The following is an 18,226-nucleotide window of genomic DNA, read 5'->3' as shown; positions in this document are numbered from 1 at the left end:
TGATTCTAGTTAAACTACCTGCCAGCGCACACTGAACAGGGTTTCATTGCTTGTTTTTTCTCGGAGACGCTGCTGGAGTGAGGTAATGAGCTCGTCACGCTTGGAGATGATCTCGTCCTCGACGGCGAAAATTTCCTGCCGCAGGCGGCGTTGCTTGCGTCCCAGTTCAGACAGTTCGCGCTGGATGCCGTCCTGCTCCTGCAAGGTGGCAGCCTTGCGGGCGTCACGCTTCAATTGAGCGATACTGGCCTTGGTGTTCTTCAGCGCTTCTTCAGCGGCCAGAAGCTTGTCGTCGGCCCAGCGTTCCAGTTTGTCGCGCTCTTCATTGAACAGGCGCTGGTTGGCTTCCAGCACCTGGGCTATGGTTGCCGCAACCGCCTGCTGGCTGTCGGCCAGCAGGGCCTGGGGCACGGTGCTGCTCAACGGCGCGGGCTTGCCTGCCGCTGGAATGGCCATCAGCTTTTCGCAGGTTTCCTGATCCAGCACCTGACCTTCGTCGGTGAGGCCGGAAAACAACAGCGCCTCGGTAGTCTCGAAGGCGGTAATTTCCACCCGGGCCAGCGTCAGCCAGCCAGCCTTGCCGCGCAGCTTTTCGATGACAGAGACGCGTGCGCCATGTTTGCCGTAGTCCAGCTTGAGGTTGGCGATAGGTGTGTCCGCACTCAAGCTGGCCTCAATGCTCCATTCCCCCAACGGGTGGCTGAGGCGGTAGGCGTGTGCCAGCATATCCGGCTGCGCAGCACCACGAATGAGCTGATAACGGCCGGGGGCGATTCCCGTCGGCGGCGTGCTCAGAGAAAACGCATACGACTGCTCGTCGAAGCGCGCGCGGCCATCCAATGCATAGCAGGTGACGCCCCAGAACCAGCGCCCTAGCTTGTCGAGCCGCGCTTCGGCGTCCTGAAGGCGCAGCTTAAGGCGATCGTGAACGTCCTCATCGAAGTTCTCCAACAGTTGGGACTGTGTGTCTTTGATGCGGTCGGCGATCACTTCTTCCAGCTCCGCTTGCAGAGCGTTGAAGGCGGCTTCGATCTGCTCCGGCTGGCGACAAGTGTCGTAGATCTGGAGGATGCGTTTCTCGAAATCGAGACCGCCTTCGATGCGGCCCAGAACTTCGTCGCTCGCGCCGAACACGCCGGAGAACAGCTTGAACTTTTCGGTAAGCAGTTCCAGCACACGCTGGTCGGCCTGGTTGCGGGTGTTGAGGAAGTTGATCACCACCACATCGAAACGCTGGCCGTAGCGGTGGCAACGGCCAATACGCTGCTCAACGCGCTGCGGGTTCCACGGCAGGTCGTAGTTGATGATCAGCGCACAAAACTGCAGGTTAACGCCTTCGGCGGCGGCTTCGGTGGCGATCATGATTTCTGCGCCGGTGCCGTCGTCTTTGCGGAAGTGGTCAATCAGCGCGGTGCGGCGATCCACCTGTGGGGAGCCGGTGATGCGATCCGTGCCTTTATACTCTTCCAGCCAGTGTTGATAGATGACGGTGGAGCTTTCATGGTTGTTGGTACCGCTGAACAGCACCAGCTTGTCTGCGTAACCGTTGGCTGAGAGAAAGCGGTGCAGGTATTCCTGCGTGCGCTTGGATTCCGTGAAGATGATGGCCTTACGTGGCGCGCGCAGCTCGGCCATCTTGCCGAAGCCCAGGGCGAGCGCCTTCAGTAGCGCCTGCGCTTTGGTGTCGGTTTGCAGAGCCTGGGCAGCATCGATGAACGCCGTCAGCTCCGCGATTTCAGTGGTAATGGCAGCGCGGACGGCATGGGCATCTTTTGCAGGTCCCGGTTTACTGCCTTCGGCTGGTGCAGGGAGGGGGAGTTCGGAGTCTTCTTCGGCCTCGCTAGCCTCCTCGTCCAGATAGTTCTGCTCCAGATCGTCCTCGGCAATGAGCTGTTCGACAAGATGGCCGCCGTCTTCTTCCGTCTGCTCTGCCGTGAGCAAGCCCTGCAGGCGCTCGCGGATGGTGACCAACGTGGCAGCGACGGCGTGCGAACTGGACGCAAGTAGCTTGCGCAAGATCAGCGCCGTGAGATGGCGCTGCTGTTTGGGCAGAGCGTAGGAGTCTTCCTTCTGCAAGAAGGCTGAGATGCGCTCGTACAGCGCCTGCTCGTCGTCGGTGGGATTGAACGGCTGGGTGAGCGCCTTGCGTTCAGTGTACTTGATGTACTCCAGCACGTCACGGCGCAGTGTGCGTTTCGCGAAGCAGGCAAGACGCTCGCGCAGTTCGTCCAGGCCAGCCGCACTGTTCATGAACTGCTTGCGGAAAGCGGTTTCGTCGCCGAACAGGTGCTCGTCGATCAGCGTGGACAAGCCGTACAGCTCCATCAACGAATTCTGCAGCGGCGTGGCGGTGAGCAGCAGCTTCTTGCGGCCTTGCAGTGCGCGCCTGAGCGCCTGCCCGGTGCGGTTGCTGGCGCGATGCGCGTTGCGCAACTTGTGCGCCTCGTCGATGACCACCACATCCCAGGGCACGGCCCGCAGCTCGGCTTCCAGCTTCGCGGCAAACTGATAAGACATGATCACGACTGCCTTGCCAACCAGCCGTTGCATGGTGGTGAGCATATCTCCGGCGGAGTGCTTGCGCAGCGAAACCGAATCCACCACGGTGGTGGGTACGGCGAACTTGTCGTGCAGCTCCTGCGCCCATTGCTTGCGCAAACTAGCCGGGCAAATGACCAGCAAGCGACGACGACGCTCAGCCCAGTACTGGCAAACCACCAATGCGGCTTCGATGGTTTTACCCAAACCTACTTCATCACCCAACAGTACGCCTTCCTGCAAGGGGTTCCGAAGAGCGAACAGGGCCGCATCGATCTGATGCGGGTTCAGATCAACGCTGGCGTCGAACAACGACTGGGAGAGGCGATCTACGCCATCAGCAGCGTGCCGCCGGGTTAGTTCGTGAGCGTAGTACTTGGCATGGTAGGCTGAGATCAATCGGTGCCCTCCGACTTCGTCGACTGGTCGGCTATCCAGCCATCGATGTCCGCCGTCCGAAAGCGCCATGTCCCGCCAACTTTGAAGGCCGGTATCTTCTTGGCCGCTGCCAGCCGGTAGATCGTTCGCTCTGTGACCTTCAGATACTCAGCGACCTCCTTGATCGTTAAGATGCCGCTTTCGCTGTTGTTTCTGGTCATCGCAAGGCCAATTACGCAGGAAAAAGACGACAGGATAGTACACAATTTTCATACTTGCCACCAAGAATCTTGGTCATGTCGAATAGGCATTCACGGGACGGATGTTGTGGCGGAGTGGAACGCCGCTATGATGTGGGCTCACTGAACTGCCCCGGCTTTCGTGGAGGCCGGTGTGGCGATTCAGCGGTACAACTGCTGAGCAACAATGCTCATGAGGTCGATTGATGAACCCCGGATAGCTTTGAGAATTTCCAACAGCGTTGTGGCGGCTGCCATGGTGCGGGACTCTTACTCCCCCGTTCTTCCTGAGCCAAAGCCAGGAATCAGCTTTCTCGGTAGGATTCGTTGGCATGTGCGTGAGTACTTCCGACCCAAATCCAAGGAGGAGCGCCTTGCCATCACACTTGCTAAGAAACGGTGGGACTGAATGGAGCCCAAGGTCATCAGAAGGGGCACATACAATCCCCCAGCGGGTTACAGTTCGCCAGCGTGCAAGACACAGTACTTCTCTGACGGCTCAGCAATAATCGTGACTGAACGGGCTATTCTTCTGGTTGAACGAACGGCCGCATATGAAGTCCCTAACCGCGATTCGTGCACGAAACCTCCACAGGCCTAGACCATAGCTGTGGACGTATGCGCGTACACTAGCTTGTGTTCAGGCGACTTGTAGCGTCAATGCCAACTGGCGGCCAAGTGCTTCCAGCTCGTCGTTCATACGGCTGACAGCGAACCCCTTCTCTACGCCGATGCCAGAAAGGTGCGGATAGGCGAACAGTTGGACAGGTTCCATACCTGACACCAGCGAAGCACGCACCGACTGGCGAAGCAGCGGGGCATATGGGTCCAGCGTCGCCGCGAATAAAGTCGATACAGCGCGAACTCCCTCTTTTCCATGAGCCAGGATCGCCGCTGGCCGGCAGATATCAACCAAGGCGCGCAGGATCTGAAGACCGGTCGCCAGCTGTTCGCGGCGTTCCCCAGCAGGCAGTTCAGACCAGCGTCTGGACGGGAGTGCGCAGGCGTTTGCACGCAATACGCCCATGCCAGTTAAGGGCGTCTCGAAGCACTTGGCTCGAGCAGTCGTCTTGCTGGGCTTCCCGCTGCGCTTAGCCAAGTACACCGCATTGAAGGCTGCTGGGTCGCAGGTCAGCGCATGCCAATATTTATCGAACGAACCGAACTCGTCACGTAGAGGCGTTGCCGGGTTAGTGCCAACAATGAACACGCGGGCCGAACGCCAGGCCGCGTCAGGCGTAAAGGGCCGCAAATAAGGTCCTGAGGTGGTTTGGGCCAGGCGGCGCAGCAAAACTTCTGCGTTAGGGCCGCCAGCGGACGTGCTTATGGTGTCGTAGTGTTGCATTGAGGGGGCCGAAAGCAGGACGATCGATTAATGGCTGTGCACGCGTATCGTGCATGAGTAACAACCTTAGCAAGACATTACTGCTAAGCAAAAGAAAATTAGGCGATCAGAGTCGTTAGCGGGCACTAACCTCCCCGCTAACTCTTAAAGTGCTAACTGCGCCTGCCGGCTTCACCACCCTCATTACGCTTGCTCGGGAGATGCGATATTCCTTGGCCAGCGCGCTAATTGACTCCCCCTCTAGATGGCGTTTAGCCATCAGAGTGCGCTGCTCTTGGGTCGTCCTGGTAGGTCGCCCCAAGGTTTTGCCCTCCGCCTTCGCGCGCGCAAGGCCGGACTGGGTTCGTTCCACCAACAAGTCGCGCTCCATCTCGGCGACGGCGGCCAGCATGGTCAGCATCATCTTGCCTGCCGCGCTGGTGACGTCGAGTTTACCTAACTGCAAGACAACTACCTCGATGCGACGAGCAGCCAGCATCTTGATCGTGGCGCCCACGTCCTGAGCATCTCGACCCAGCCGGTCGAGTTTCGTTACCACCAAAGTTTCACCGTCGCGGATCTTGCCAAGCATCTCTACAAACTGCGGGCGCTGAGTCGCCGAAACTTTGCCAGATACGCCCTCATCCGCAAACCAGTATTCGACAGCATAGCCGGCGCCCTCAATCTCGCGACGTTGGTTTTCCGTGGTCTGTTCTTTTGTGCTAACCCGACCGTATCCAAAAACCGCCATTTTCCCCTCGGCACGTAGTTCATAGGTGTTCATTAACATCATATTCTATATGAACATGTTCAAAAGTAAATTCATTATTTTTTGAACACCCCAAGAGGTAGGTGTGGGTTCGTGTTCATAAACGGTCGTTTTTGGACAGTGTGATGCTGCGTGATTTTTTCCGCTTGTCAAGATGATATGCTGAGTCGATGCAGGCTTTCGAGTGATTCCGATCGGTGGGCTCTGTATAAGAATGACAATTTGACGCGTTAAATTTCAGAGGAGATGAGAAATGTGCGTGAACGATCCCAGTGCTTCTCGCGGTTCGCTTTGGAACCGGTGGGACCCTCACATCCATGCGCCCGGGACTGCGCTGAATGATCAGTTTTCCGGGCCTGATCCTTGGAACGAGTTCTTAGATAGGGTGGAGGGGCAGGATCCACCCATTCGAGCACTTGGAATCACTGATTACTTTCTCGTCGATACGTACGAGGAGGCCTTCCCCCTGTGCCAATATAACTTGAGACACCTACCCGATTAATTTAGAGTACAACGGTAGGTCCCCAACATGCACAGCCGAAAGCATCAAATCAGCAATCCTGTCGAACCCAGCAGTCCAGCCACGCCAGCGTCCCGCCCCGATCCCGAGGTCGTTCCGACCGCCAAGCGGCGCACTTTTTCCAACGACGAGAAGCTGCGCATTCTTGCCGCTGCCGACGCCTGTCAGGCCCCAGGCGACATCGGTGCCTTGCTTCGCCGCGAAGGCATCTATTCGTCCCATCTGGCGACCTGGCGCAAGCAACGCCAGGCCGCTGCGGCATCCCAAGTCCTCGAGCGCAAGCGTGGCCCCAAGGTCGACCCAACTGCCGCGCAGGACCGCAAGGTGCGCGACCTGGAGGCAGAGGTAGCGCGCCTGCGCGACAAGTTGGCCAAGGCCGACCTGATCATCGACGTCCAAAAAAAACTTTCCACCCTGCTGGGACTGAGCACCAACGATACGCCGAGCGAACCGAAGTGATCAGCGCCGCCGAACACCTCGCCGGCGAAGTTGGCGTGGCCGCCGCCTGCCGCGCGTTGCAGCTGCCGCGCAGCGCGTTGTATCGCCATCGGACCGCACAACGGCTTTGTTCATCAACGCCTGTGAAGCCGGCTGCTCCAGCCCGACGTCCACCGCTCGCGTTGTCCGAACATGAGCGGCGCGTCGTACTGGAGGTACTCAACAGCCCGCGCTTCGCCAACTGTGCGCCGGCCGCAATCCATGCCCAGTTGCTCGACGAGGGGCGCTATGTGGCGTCGGTGCGCACGATGTACCGCCTGCTGCAAGGCTGCGCTGCCGTGCGCGAACGCCGTAACCAGCTGCGCCATCCGGAGTACACCAAGCCGGAGCTACTGGCCGTCGCGCCGAACCAGGTGTGGAGCTGGGATATCACCAAACTCAAAGGGCCGGTCCGGGGCACCTGCTTCCACCTGTACGTCATTCTCGACATCTTCAGCCGCTACGTCGTCGGTTGGATGGTGGCTGAACGGGAAACCGCCGAACTGGCCGAACAGCTGATCGCCGACAGCGCCGCAAAGGAAAACATCGCGCCCGGCACATTGACTTTGCATGCCGACCGCGGCAGCAGCATGCGCTCCAAGCCGGTGGCTACGCTGCTGTGCGATCTGGGCATCGCCAAATCGCACAGCCGCCCTTACGTTTCGGATGACAACCCGTATTCCGAGGCGCAATTCAAGACCTTGAAGTACCAGCCCGGCTTCCCGGCGCGCTTTGGCTCGCTCGCTGACGCACGCGCCCACTGCGCGACCTTCTTCACCTGGTACAACCAGCAGCATCGCCATTCCGGCATCGGGATGATGACCCCGGAAAGCGTCCATACCGGCCGTGCCTCCGAGATCCGACAGCTGCGCCAGGCAACGCTCGAGAGCGCCTACGAACGCACGCCGGGCCGCTTCAAGCACCGCGTGCCACGCCAGGCCAAGTTGCCGACCGCAGCGTGGATCAATCCGCCAGCCACGGAGAAAAAAGCAGCCTGAACAGGAAAAATTAGACGCTCACGATTCCACCAGGTGTTTCAAATTCATTGACACGTTCCGCTTGAAGGCAAAGGCTACAGGCCGTCTGGGTGGTGTCCAGTTGCTGTTTCCCAACGTTGAAATCCGTTTATCGACTGGAACAGCTAGCAACGCAGCAATCAATGCTCACCTGCTGTTTTCGCCAGATTCTGATGACCACCTTGATCGCATCAGGCGACTGATGGCCTCCTTTAAATTCCGTTACTTGAACGACGAATTTCGCTGCGAGCGGTCTGAGCTGATTCGTTTGGGGAAAGCGCATGACCCGAGCATTCGCGACGAGCGCGCTGCGCTAACTGCTGGCGTGAACCAGTTCAAAATTGATTTTGGCGAGCTACGCTCGACACTGGAGAATAACGACTGGGCACAGCGCAACTGTCTTGTCGCAGTTGCTGTGGGAGGAAAAGACGGGACGTCCGGTTTACGTGATGGAAAAGGTTCCTTTGACGCGATGCGACTCAATATCGAAGCCTTCGCGCAGATCATCTTCAGTAGCAATCCCAAGCAGGTGGCTTTTTATCTTGGCGAGGGGGCTGTTTCCTTGAAGGAACTCAATGCAAAGTGGAATGGTGTCAAGCCATGCTTACACGGGTCAGATGCGCATGCCCACGAAAAAATAGGAAATCCCGATCTCGATCGGCTGTGTTGGCTGAAAGGTGCGCCAACTTTCGACACGCTCCGGCAGGCTTGCATGAATCCTGCCGGGCGAGCCTTCATTGGGAAAGAGCCGCCACGCGGAGCGCTGCCAAGCAACACCATACGTTCTATCACGCTGAGCAACGCTCCTTGGATGTCGCCTTCGACTATACAGGTCAACCCTGGACTCATCGCCATCATCGGCGCCCGTGGCTCCGGCAAGACCGCACTGGCCGACTTTATCGCTATGGGTGGCTGCGCAGTCTCTGATCATCTGAGTGATAAATCCTTTCTCCGCCGGGCGAGGCAGCATCTAACCAAGTCCGCCGCGACACTCGTGTGGGAGTCGAATGACGAGACTTCTAACGAATTCTCAGATATCGAGCATGAGAACCTTGTAGATGCGCCCCAGGTCCAATACCTCTCCCAGCAATTCGTTGATCAGTTGTGCTCGGCGGAAGGCATTGAGGATCCGTTGGTAAGGGAGATCGAACGAGTGGTATTCGACGCGCATTCAGAGGCAGATCGCCTCGATGCGGCAACATTCGACGAGATGCTCGCGGTTCGTTTAAGGAGCGCGCGGGTGAGTCGCGCTCGTAACGTTGAGCTAATTGGAAAGATTTCAGAGTCGATGACCCTTGAGCAGGTTCGGAAGGATGGTCTGCCTGGTTTAATCAAGAACCGCGAAGATCAGCAGAAGGCGCTTGAGAAGGACGAAACCGACCTGAGGTCACTGATACCTAAAGGTAGCGAAGAACGTGCGAGCCGTCATGAAAAGCTAACGCAAGCAGTTGAAGCAAAGCGAGTTCTGTTGGTCAAGGCCAAGGTCAGGCACAAAGCGCTCTGCGATCTGGCTGAAGATGTGGAAAACTATGAGCAGCATGTACTGCCGGATATGGCAAGGAATCTTAGTGAAGAATGGGCTGAGGCAGGACTTTCGCGCAGGGATTGGGATCAGTTTGGTTTCCAGTTTGCCGGCGACGTTCACACCATCCTCATGGAGCGAACTCAGCAGGCTCTAAAGGAAATCGCGTCTCTTCAAGGGGAATCGGCGCAGCCAAACGAAGAAAGCAGTAAGGACCCTAACCTCCCGTTAGTAGAGCCGGGGGCAGATCTTGCCGAACTTCCCCTTGAGCTGCTAGAGCTTGAGCTTGCCCGGCTTCGCAAACTCGTTGGCCTAGATGGGCAGAATGCGCGTCGTTTCAAACAGTTAGCGGACAAGATTGCAAAGGCAAAGGTTGTTCTGGGCAGACTCGATGGCGAGATTGAGAAAGGTAGGACGGCGAGCGAACGTATTGATGCGCTACGTACGGATCGAAGCGTAGCTTACATGGGGGTCTTCCAAGCAATTGTAGAAGAGGAAAAGGCACTTAAAGACCTTTACCAACCGCTTAAAGAACGAATTGCAGCCGCGTCAGGCTCGCTCTCAAAGCTTGCGTTCATAGTGAAACGTCAAGTTGATGTGACCGCTTGGTGTGAATCAGGGGAGTCGTTATTAGACCTTCGAGCCGGAGGTGCGTTTAAGGGTAAAGGAAGTCTACGCGCGGTAGCTAGCAACGGCCTCCTGAAAGCTTGGGAGAAGGGGGACGCTTCACAGGCCGGAGAGGCGCTCTTAAACTTTGTCTCCGAACATTCTGGAGATCTTCGGGCGCAGCGGCCCGCACAAGTCGAGCCCAAGGAGTGGGCGCGGCGCGTCTCAAGCTGGTTATTTAGTACGGACCATATTTCGGTCGGATACGGTCTTGAGTTCGACGGAGTTGCAATCGAACGGTTGTCTCCGGGTACACGCGGGATCGTTCTGCTGCTCGTTTATCTGGCGCTAGATGCGCAGGACGACAGGCCCTTGATTGTTGACCAGCCGGAGGAAAATCTTGACCCCCAATCGATCTATGACGAATTGGTGACTGAGTTCCAACGTGCTAAGAAACGTCGGCAAGTGATCATCGTTACACACAACGCAAATTTGGTCGTCAATACTGACGCTGACCAAGTGATCGTCGCTCGTTGTGGAAGCCATGAGCCGGGACAGTTGCCTCAGATGAGTTACCAGGCTGGGGGGCTGGAAGAGCCGGAGATCCGAGAAGCCGTCTGTGCAATCTTAGAGGGCGGTAAACATGCGTTCAAGGAGCGAGCCAAGCGATTGCGTGTCTCCGTTTAGCCTTGGTTGCTATTTCAGCTGTCCAGTGGGGTCCATTTGCGTTTTTTGCCAAATGGGCCGCATCAAGCTGCCCTGAAAGCCAATTAGTCGTAGTACTTGCGCGCCATGCGTTCCTCGAAAGATTCGCGTCCTGTCAGTATTTTGAGCGCATATTTAAAGCGTTGCCATCGACTTAGGCCCCACCGAGGATCGACAGGGCTGCTACGCATGCAATGAAAATGCAACGGTCGCTCCCAGTGCGGACGACGGTAGTGCGGAGGAATTTGCGGATCCATCGTTAAGTGCGCCAAAAGAACGAACTCTACCATTGATAGTTGCCAGCCGAACCAGCCGAACTGCAATTCTCGACGAGGCCGAGGCCTACTGAGTCTCTTTTTCAGTCTCTGGAGTCAGAAGTTCATACGGCTCCACCTGCAGTGCAACAGCGATTCGCTCTAGGCTGTCCAGCGATAGGTTTCGAGACTGGCGCTCAACATGAGCGATGAACGTTCGATGAAGGCCTGCCTCGAACCCGAGTTGTTCCTGCGACCATGCTTGTTTGCGGCGCAGCCGAACCATGTTCTCCGCCAGCACAGCTCGTGCAGTGCGACGTACTAGATGGGCATGTTTCGACGAGGAAGGCATGCCAGCAGTCTTGCAAGGTGACGCTTTTAAGTCAGCCGCTTTTGAGTCACAATATCAAGCATCTGCCATTTTTTGAAAGTACGATGCTCATGACTACGGATGCCGACGACTTCGACAACGACGAGGGAAAGCCCCAGGAAACCGCTGATGACATTGCTATGCGTGCCGTCACTGATTTCTACGCCAACTGGAAGTGTGAAGGAGCTATCATCAGCCATGAGCCTCTGGATGAGCAGTCGCATGCACAATCAGACCTAAAATCCCATCTGTACAGCAAGGATGTTATTGGAGAGCCAACAGATATCACCAGCATCCTAAGGCGAGCTCTTCCAGCCACCTTAACTCCACTAGCTCCACCTGGATATAACGGATCTCTGCCACCATCGATGGGCCGCGAATCCCGCTTCTCAAGGGAGCTTTTAGAGCGCCGGTTGGAAGTGCGTGCACTCGCCGACAAATTACTGGGATCCCGAGGAGCAGCACAACGATGGTTCGCAACACCGTTCAGACACCAGCTGATGGGAAACAGGCCCATCGACTTTATGGAGTCAGTCGGCGGCTGTGACGAAGTCGAGCGCTTCCTTCTGAGTCTCTATCCGCCTGCAACTACCTAAATGCTGCCGCATCAGTTCAGAAACCTACACAAGGATAGGTTTCTGAACTATTCAACGGTGAGCCTACTGAGCAGTTCGTACGGTCCGGTGAGAGAACATCTGGCGTTCGGGCTTCACTTTCGCCGTAAGAATTTCCACGGAACTACGAATTTTGGTGACGGCTTTTGCCGGCAGGGGGATGCTGAAGTGCTCCTGTAGAGCGTGTGGGCTCTTCCGATGAGGTTCGAGGAGAATCCGAACCGTCTCTTCGGTCAAACCACTGATAGCGTTCAATGTAGATGCTACCTCGGCAACGATGAAATTGCGCATAGCTGCGCTTAATCGCGGCTTGGAAAGTGGGCGACTAATGCCGTAACGTGCGCCTACAGCCCGGTGAAACGAGTCTAGATGCATGCCTAATCTCTTGGCGTTTCCGAACAATTGTGATCCGTTCATACGCCCATCGACGAGCGGGAGCAGCAAGACATGGCAGTGCGGTTGGCCTTCGTCATGATGCACAACTGAGCTCAAGACTGGCACTCGGAAATGGACTTCAGCCCAGCGCGTGCAGTCTTCAAAGTACTGTGGCGGACACTCTACGGCAGGAAACGGCCATGTGAACAGAACTTCAAGCCCGTGCACGGTGTCAACCCGAAGCTTTCTCTTAAGCTGGGCACCATCGAGAAGGCTTCCTCGAAGCGCGGCAACTCCCTCAGCGTTAGCTGGACCTCGCAGAATGATGTTATCGGCAATGGACGCTTGATCGATTCGTTCGTCTGCACCGATCTCTACAGCGATCTCACGTAGGTTGTGCTTAGCTGCCTTAGTAATAATTCCTTGTCCAGTCAGGCGCTTGATAGCTACTGGGAAGCTCATTTCACGCCTCCACGCAGCAACGTCGCTACGTCATCAATCGGCCAAAGCAGGCGGTTGCCGATCTTTTTCGGCCTAATGCCGAGATAGTGTCCTGTCGTGCTGTAAGCCTTGCGAAGGGTCTGGCTCGCGCGGCGAAGAACGTGAGCAAGCTCATCAGTTACCAGGTGGTCACTAGTGGTCGCAATTTCAGCAAGAACCGGTGGAAGAGGGACAGCATTGTACATTCGCCAACTCCTAAACTTTGCACGGCACCGGGAGACTTCCCGGTGAACCGGCTGGCGCTCGGTACTTTATGGCTGACTTTGGAAAAACTTGGAATTTAGTCGTTATTCCCGCTTTGTTGTTAAACCGCAACAAACATCTCGGCCTGAAATAGCTGAGCTCAGGATCATGAAGGCATCTAGTCTGCTGCAACCGTTTCAACGTGCCTCGAAAGTGTCGCAGCTTGAGGGTTGACGTTCCCATAGGTGAGAAACCACTGTTCGATGCTTTCGTGGTGTTGGCGCAAAAGGTCAATCGGTCGAACAGTGTAGTGCTTCTCAGCGGTCGCGCTAGGCTTGTGCCCCATGATTTGATACACAACCCCGACAGGGATCTCGATCCATTCCGTTAGGGTTCTGAACGAGCGGCGAAGGCCATTCAAGGTAAGCTTGTCCACACCAGCAGCTTTGTAGGCTCCTTCATGGATTTTATGAGGCTTACTCATGGGCTTCACTGGCTGACCAGTCTTGCTTTCCGCGCCAGCAAACACATACTCGGCACGACGAGGAAGACTGTCGAGGATGGCCGCTACATACGGTGTCAATGGGACCGTGCGCATTCCCTCAACCTTGTCTCGGATCGTCATCTTCCGCCACCTAAAATCGATATCGGTCCAGCGCATATCTAGGATCTCTCCAGGTCTAGCGCCTGTAAGAAGAACTGTTTGCAGATAGGCCGCTACGGCACGATTGGGCAACTTCCGTACCTCCGAGAACCAGCCTGCCAGTTGCTCGCGTTGAAGAACATCTTCTTGAGCCCGCGCTTTTCCTAACGAGGTTCGGGCCTTCTTGGTACTGGCTGCCTTACTGATGACGACTGAGGCGAATTCCGGCTGCTCAGCGCACCACGCAAGGAAGCTCTTCAACAAGCGCCACGCTAAGCGAGCCGAAGTCGGACGAGCGGCGCCCTCGCTTTCTGCCCATGCTTCAACCACCGCAGGCTGAAGATCACAAAGCCTCATTGCCATCAGGGAGTACAGGGGGCCTGCAATGGTCACTCCCTTTCCGCGTGTGCCGCGTACAGAAGGAATGCCTCCAGGCTGAGCTTTCTTAATATGGTCCTCGTAGTGTCGCGCGCCCCAGTAGGGGCGACGATCGTCAAGGTAGGCGTTCCACGCCTGACCCACAGTCATTGCTTTCGCAGCCTCCGCCGCTGTTCTAGCCTGATGTGCTGCCCGCACCGCAGCTTTCACTTCACGAGGGTCAATGCCTTGATCGATCAACGTCCCAAGTTGGCTTGCCTCTGCTCGAGCTTTGTCGATCGTCCATGTACCAGGATCACCAATCGTCAAACGTACAGTTTTTCCATGTAGCCGGCGCTCAAAAATGTAAGCTCGGCTGTTCGATTTCGTAACGCGAAAGCCTAGGCCGGCGACTTTCGCATCCCAGTAGATGGTCTGAGGACTGTTTTCCTTGCAGGTGTAGGATTTGATACGTTCCGCGGTGAAGTTCTCTTTTGCCATGCATGCCTTGTGTTGCTTTGGATGACGCCATGTAGGCGCTGTGTAGGCAAATCTTATGGCAATCGTTCAACTCAAGTCAACGCTACGGTGACTAAATATCTGAAAATAGTGAGTTAATTCAGAGTGTTGCGATGAATATTCAACATATATCAACGTAAGGAAATACGATATGGAGCGGACTCATAATCCGTTGGTGCCGTGTTCGACTCACGGGAGGCCTACCAACAAAGTTGAAGGGTTACGCAATTGCGTAACCCTTTTTACTTTGCGCTGTGCAACTCTTGGCACACGCGAGAATCGTTGCCGGTAAGGGCTGGAGCGCATGCCAGCGCAGGGCCCGGCTTGCCTTGGCGCTCTTTGACGGGGCCGCAAGATATCCAGCCGCGCTTTGTCACTCATACTGCTTTTCTGGCACGACCAATTGCAAAAACGACAAATCCCCGGTGTTTCGGGGATTCCTGAATTTATTCGCTCACGCAACCTTATTGGCGGCTAAATCCCATCCACCAACCGTCGAGCCGCCACCGCCACCGCCGATTTTCTGTTGCGTGTATTTCCATTTCACTTTGGAGAATTTCAGGCTCACATGCTCTTGTAAAATCGCGCCTGCCTCGATGCCGGGTGAAATTGCGCCGATCAGGATATTTTCCAGGTCTATTTCGAAATACTTGATTGGGTTTCCGTTGCCGTCGGCGCGCATGAATTCGAACTTTGCTTTTGGAATGGTCTTGCCCATCGCGCAGGTCTGCATAAGAATTGGCGATGACAAGTCCGCCATTTTGCTGAACGTAACCTCTTCGAGCTCGACTCTTTCTGCCGTATGGCCCCCGCCGGTCGATGCGGTTGCGCTACGGGGTTGAATGAGTCCCCAATTCACCGATGTACATTCAATCCAGTCTCTATGCTTGTCGTCCTGCGACTCGCCTTTGATCCCATCGATTTGCAAATAGACGTCAATTGCCATGATTCCTCCAGTATTGTTGAGCTGACTATGCTGCCTTAACTAATGCAGAGCCTGCTTGTGAGACATCAATGACTCTGATTTCCATAATGATAAGTTGAGCATTTCTTTCGATTATGGAGCTAGATATGAGTAGCAACAATCCCAAGTCTCCACGACCCAATGCCACAATGAAAATGTCGCCGGATGGACGCGCCCGTCTTCGGGCGACCGAAAAGGCCATATATCGGTATTACAACGATATGGGGAAAAACAAGGGGCATTGCACTTGGGGCGTAGGTATCCTCGCTCACAGAGGTGTTTGCACAAAAGAAGAGTTGGGCAAGAAGGTATCAGTCAAGATGGTTGACCAAGAATTTGAGCGAAAGATTGCGGAGACGGAGGCAATCATTCACCGCAATATCACTGTTGCACTTAATCAAGCTCAGTTCGATGCGCTTTGCAGTCTGGCTTATAACGCGGGCGCGAACGGATCCAGAGAAACTTTTAGATTTGTGAATCGAGGAGATTTTGCCGGTGCTGCCAACAATATGTCGTTAATGATCAAGGTTACTGTAGTCGAGAAAGGAAAAAAGAAGCTGGTGATAGCTCCTGGGTTAATCAAGAGGCGTGCCGAAGAGAGCGCACCATTCCGAGCTGAAAAAGCTGCTGCCACTAGCAAATGAGGAGAATTACAAATGTCAGTCCCTGGACTTATAGCCTTGATACGCGGCGCCATTTTCCTGCAATTTTTCTTGGCGCTCACTCTTGTGGCGTCGCCTTCAGTCAACGCATCAGATTCGATAGAACGTATCGTAACGGGGCAATGGCGATTTACCAAGCCGATTGATAGCGCTGACATCACATCACTTGATGAACGCGAAGCAGCGCAACTAGTCGGTCATATTTTTACGATAAGGAAAGATAAAGTCGCGTTCGGTGACCAAGATTGCGGAGATACGGAATTTGAAGCGCAGAAAGTTGAGCCGACCTTGTATTTGCGTAAAGGATGGAATTCGAACGTCGAAGGACTCAAGCTACCCAATCCGGTCACGGCTGTTGAAATAAGTTGCACTACGGTTTTTATCTTGAATCGGAACAGGCTGGTTATATTTTGGAAGGGCTGGTTCTTTGATGCCGTCCGAGTAAACAAGTAAGCAGCGGGCTGTGTTGAGTCCAATTAATGTGCTCTGAGAAATTGCCACAGTAGCGAGCACTTTGATTGTCATTAAAGCCCGTTCAAATCGATTCCCGCTCACGTTCAGATGTGTAAGCATCAACATGGCTTGCTTGCCTGTCAACTTGAACGAGCGGAGGGGGCGTGAACACTGCAGCGGCATCCCGTCATCAGAAACTCACCGACTACCGTCCCGATATCGACGGCTTGCGCGCGGTAGCAGTCATTGCAGTAGTGCTGTATCACGGCTGGCCAAACTATCTGCCCGGCGGTTTCATCGGGGTAGACATCTTTTTCGTCATCTCCGGCTACCTCATTACCTCGATCATCCTGTCTGCACTGGAACAGGATCGCTTCAGCATCCTCGAATTCTACGCGCGCCGTGTCAGGCGTATTTTTCCGGCACTGCTGCTCGTCCTTGTCGCCACCATCGGCTTCGGCTGGATCGTCCTGTTACCCGATGAGTTCAAGCAGGTCGCACGACATGTCAGCGCGGGTGGGTTGTTCGTCTCCAATTTATTGCTCTGGAGCGAGGCCGGCTACTTCGACAACGCAGGATTGACCAAGCCCTTGCTGCATCTGTGGTCGCTCGGCATCGAGGAGCAGTTCTATCTGCTGTGGCCCTTGATGCTCTGGTTGATGGTCAAGTACAGGACCGGAGTCCTGGTCCTGCTGTGCACCGTGTTTGCCGGCTCCTTCATGGCCAACCTGGCGCTCACGTCGAGCGACGCAACGGCCGCTTTTTACTCTCCGGCGACACGCTTCTGGGAATTGATGACAGGTGGCATAGGAGCCTATCTGCATCTGCGTTTCCGCGACTGGTCCGGCCGCTGGGCGCAGTTGGCCTCGATCGCCGGTGCGCTGTTGCTGGTCGCGGGCTTTGCCTTCATCGGCACGCAAGACGCTTTCCCGGGCTGGTGGGCGCTGCTCCCGGTTGGTGGAGCATTCCTGCTGATCATGGCTGGTCCTCGCACAGTCATCAACCGTAAGCTGTTGAGCACGCGTCTGGTCGTCGCAACAGGCCTGATCAGTTATCCCCTCTACCTCTGGCACTGGCCCTTGCTGTCGTATGGCTTGATCGTCAATGGCGAAAAGCCCGGTTTTCTCGTTCGCGCCGGTTTGGTTGCTGCGGCTTTCGTGCTTGCCATCCTCACCTACCGCTTCCTTGAATTGCCAATACGTAGAGCAAGCGTGCACGGCCGGACAGTGCGCACGCTTGCCACCGGCATGGCCGTGATGGTGCTTGCAGGGGTGCTCATCCATGCGGGCTTCATTCGGGAACGTCTTCACGCGCCAGGCGCGGAAATCTACCTCAATGCGCTCAATGACAGCGATTTCCCGGGCGCTAGACTCAGTCCCCTTCGCTATGGGAATTCCTTGTTCCAGAAGGTGGATGGCCGCGCGCCTGGCGTGACCGTTTTTCTCGGCGATTCAGTCGTGGAGCATTATGGTCCATTCATTGAACATGCCATTTCGGACCAGCCTGGACGGTTTCGTTCGGCTGTTTTCGCCACACACGGAAGTTGCCTGCCGATTCCTCATGTCATCCCTTTGCCGAGATACAAATACATCCGCTGTCTGGCGACAGTGGAAGACGGCTACGCGTTTGCCAAGCGTCCGGAAGTCGAAGCGGTCGTCGTGGGCGCCGCCTGGTCCGGCTATTTCCAGGACCCTCATGGCGGGAGCCTGGCGTTCGATGATGGCGTCAAGCTGTTGGAGTTTCCCGACCAGCTTGCGAAAGAAGAAGCTTACCGCACGCTCGCGCGCAGCCTGCAGGAACTGAAGGCACTGGGCAAACAGGTATTCCTGTTGCAGCAGCCGCCAATGGGGCCATCGTTCGACCCTCGGAACATGATCACCGGGTCGCGGTTCGACAGCATCAAGCCACTGCCGCGCATTGAACCGCTCAAGCTCGATCGATTCATTGCAGATAATGCGGCATCGCGAAACCACATCATCGAGATCGCACGATCCGTCGGCGCGGAGCTGATCGACCCCAGTACATCCCTGTGCAAGGACAATATGTGCCCTGTCCTCGGCGCGGACGGCGCGCCGGCGTACACCGACACCATGCATATGCGGCCTTCATACAGCCGCTCCGCCGCGCAATATCTGACGCAAACGATTAGCCCGCGCCTTGCCGGGCAAACCGACCTTCGCGTGTCGACGGCTCCCTAGCTGAGAAGGACCGATCTGCGCGTGGACGGCGGCATCGAC

The 18,226-nt window shown here is 55.9% G+C and carries 14 protein-coding genes and 2 pseudogenes; 7 read left to right on the top strand and 9 right to left on the bottom strand.

Annotation, left to right across the window (positions count from 1 at the left end; genetic code table 11):
• Positions 1–9 precede the first annotated feature (9 nt).
• The 4 genes from KY496_RS14605 to KY496_RS14590 form a co-directional block, all read right to left on the bottom strand.
• The gene (locus KY496_RS14605) at positions 10–2,937 is read right to left on the bottom strand and encodes an SNF2-related protein (RefSeq protein WP_219861263.1); all 2,928 of its coding nucleotides are present in this window, start codon (positions 2,935–2,937) and stop codon (positions 10–12) included.
• Positions 2,934–3,137, bottom strand: coding sequence for a helix-turn-helix domain-containing protein (locus KY496_RS14600; protein WP_219861261.1), 204 nt, complete (start codon positions 3,135–3,137; stop codon positions 2,934–2,936). The genes KY496_RS14605 and KY496_RS14600 overlap by 4 nt, the downstream gene beginning before the upstream one ends.
• A gap of 658 nt (positions 3,138–3,795) precedes the next feature.
• On the bottom strand, positions 3,796–4,500 hold the full coding sequence (locus KY496_RS14595; RefSeq protein WP_219861259.1) for a hypothetical protein: 705 nt from the start codon (positions 4,498–4,500) through the stop codon (positions 3,796–3,798).
• A 115-nt stretch (positions 4,501–4,615) separates the two neighbouring features.
• Positions 4,616–5,263 carry a recombinase family protein gene (locus tag KY496_RS14590; RefSeq protein ID WP_229520283.1) on the bottom strand — a complete coding sequence of 216 codons (648 nt, stop codon included), beginning with the start codon at positions 5,261–5,263 and terminating at the stop codon, positions 4,616–4,618.
• A 238-nt stretch (positions 5,264–5,501) separates the two neighbouring features.
• Between KY496_RS14590 and KY496_RS27450 the strand changes: the two are divergent.
• The 3 genes and pseudogenes from KY496_RS27450 to KY496_RS14575 form a co-directional block, all read left to right on the top strand.
• A pseudogene (locus KY496_RS27450) lies at positions 5,502–5,705 on the top strand (hypothetical protein); the annotation flags it as partial.
• Positions 5,706–5,798: 93 nt separating this feature from the next.
• A protein-coding gene (locus KY496_RS14580) for an IS3 family transposase (protein WP_152570955.1) occupies positions 5,799–7,243 on the top strand; the annotation gives its coding sequence in 2 pieces (ribosomal slippage) (positions 5,799–6,191 and positions 6,194–7,243; 1,443 coding nt in all).
• A 46-nt stretch (positions 7,244–7,289) separates the two neighbouring features.
• Positions 7,290–10,076: pseudogene (locus KY496_RS14575) on the top strand (TrlF family AAA-like ATPase); the annotation flags it as partial.
• A gap of 360 nt (positions 10,077–10,436) precedes the next feature.
• Here the strand turns inward: KY496_RS14575 and KY496_RS14570 are convergent.
• On the bottom strand, positions 10,437–10,634 hold the full coding sequence (locus KY496_RS14570) for a helix-turn-helix domain-containing protein (protein ID WP_229520541.1): 198 nt from the start codon (positions 10,632–10,634) through the stop codon (positions 10,437–10,439).
• Positions 10,635–10,717: 83 nt separating this feature from the next.
• On the opposite strand from KY496_RS14570, the gene KY496_RS14565 reads away from it, so the two are divergent.
• On the top strand, positions 10,718–11,314 hold the full coding sequence (locus tag KY496_RS14565) for an MbcA/ParS/Xre antitoxin family protein (RefSeq protein ID WP_219861253.1): 597 nt from the start codon (positions 10,718–10,720) through the stop codon (positions 11,312–11,314).
• A 63-nt stretch (positions 11,315–11,377) separates the two neighbouring features.
• Here the strand turns inward: KY496_RS14565 and KY496_RS14560 are convergent, their stop codons facing one another.
• The 4 genes from KY496_RS14560 to KY496_RS14545 all read right to left on the bottom strand — a co-directional run bounded on the left by KY496_RS14560 (position 11,378) and on the right by KY496_RS14545 (position 14,856).
• Positions 11,378–12,169, bottom strand: a complete 792-nt coding sequence (locus tag KY496_RS14560; protein ID WP_219861251.1) for a plasmid recombination protein — start codon at positions 12,167–12,169, stop codon at positions 11,378–11,380.
• Positions 12,166–12,393, bottom strand: coding sequence for a hypothetical protein (locus KY496_RS14555; RefSeq protein WP_219861249.1), 228 nt, complete (start codon positions 12,391–12,393; stop codon positions 12,166–12,168). The genes KY496_RS14560 and KY496_RS14555 overlap by 4 nt, the downstream gene beginning before the upstream one ends.
• A 176-nt stretch (positions 12,394–12,569) precedes the next feature.
• The gene (locus tag KY496_RS14550) at positions 12,570–13,892 is read right to left on the bottom strand and encodes an integrase family protein (protein WP_219861247.1); all 1,323 of its coding nucleotides are present in this window, start codon (positions 13,890–13,892) and stop codon (positions 12,570–12,572) included.
• A 472-nt stretch (positions 13,893–14,364) separates the two neighbouring features.
• Positions 14,365–14,856, bottom strand: coding sequence for a type VI secretion system tube protein Hcp (locus KY496_RS14545; protein ID WP_005665418.1), 492 nt, complete (start codon positions 14,854–14,856; stop codon positions 14,365–14,367).
• A 125-nt stretch (positions 14,857–14,981) separates the two neighbouring features.
• Here KY496_RS14545 and KY496_RS14540 point away from each other — a divergent pair, with 125 nt between their 5' ends.
• The 3 genes from KY496_RS14540 to KY496_RS14530 all read left to right on the top strand — a co-directional run bounded on the left by KY496_RS14540 (position 14,982) and on the right by KY496_RS14530 (position 18,187).
• Positions 14,982–15,518: a lysozyme gene (locus tag KY496_RS14540; RefSeq protein WP_081589861.1), complete on the top strand. Its 537-nt coding sequence runs from the start codon at positions 14,982–14,984 to the stop codon at positions 15,516–15,518.
• Between the two features lie 12 nt (positions 15,519–15,530).
• Positions 15,531–15,989, top strand: a complete 459-nt coding sequence (locus tag KY496_RS14535; protein WP_157225449.1) for a hypothetical protein — start codon at positions 15,531–15,533, stop codon at positions 15,987–15,989.
• Positions 15,990–16,153: 164 nt separating this feature from the next.
• Positions 16,154–18,187, top strand: coding sequence for an acyltransferase family protein (locus KY496_RS14530; protein WP_219861245.1), 2,034 nt, complete (start codon positions 16,154–16,156; stop codon positions 18,185–18,187).
• Positions 18,188–18,226: the final 39 nt, after the last annotated feature.

Origin of the sequence: Massilia sp. NP310 (genome assembly GCF_019443485.1) — a bacterium.
GTDB lineage: Bacteria > Pseudomonadota > Gammaproteobacteria > Burkholderiales > Burkholderiaceae_D > Telluria > Telluria timonae.
The sequence above is the reverse complement of the archived record's forward strand: the minus strand, read 5'-3'. Positions and strand labels throughout refer to the sequence as shown.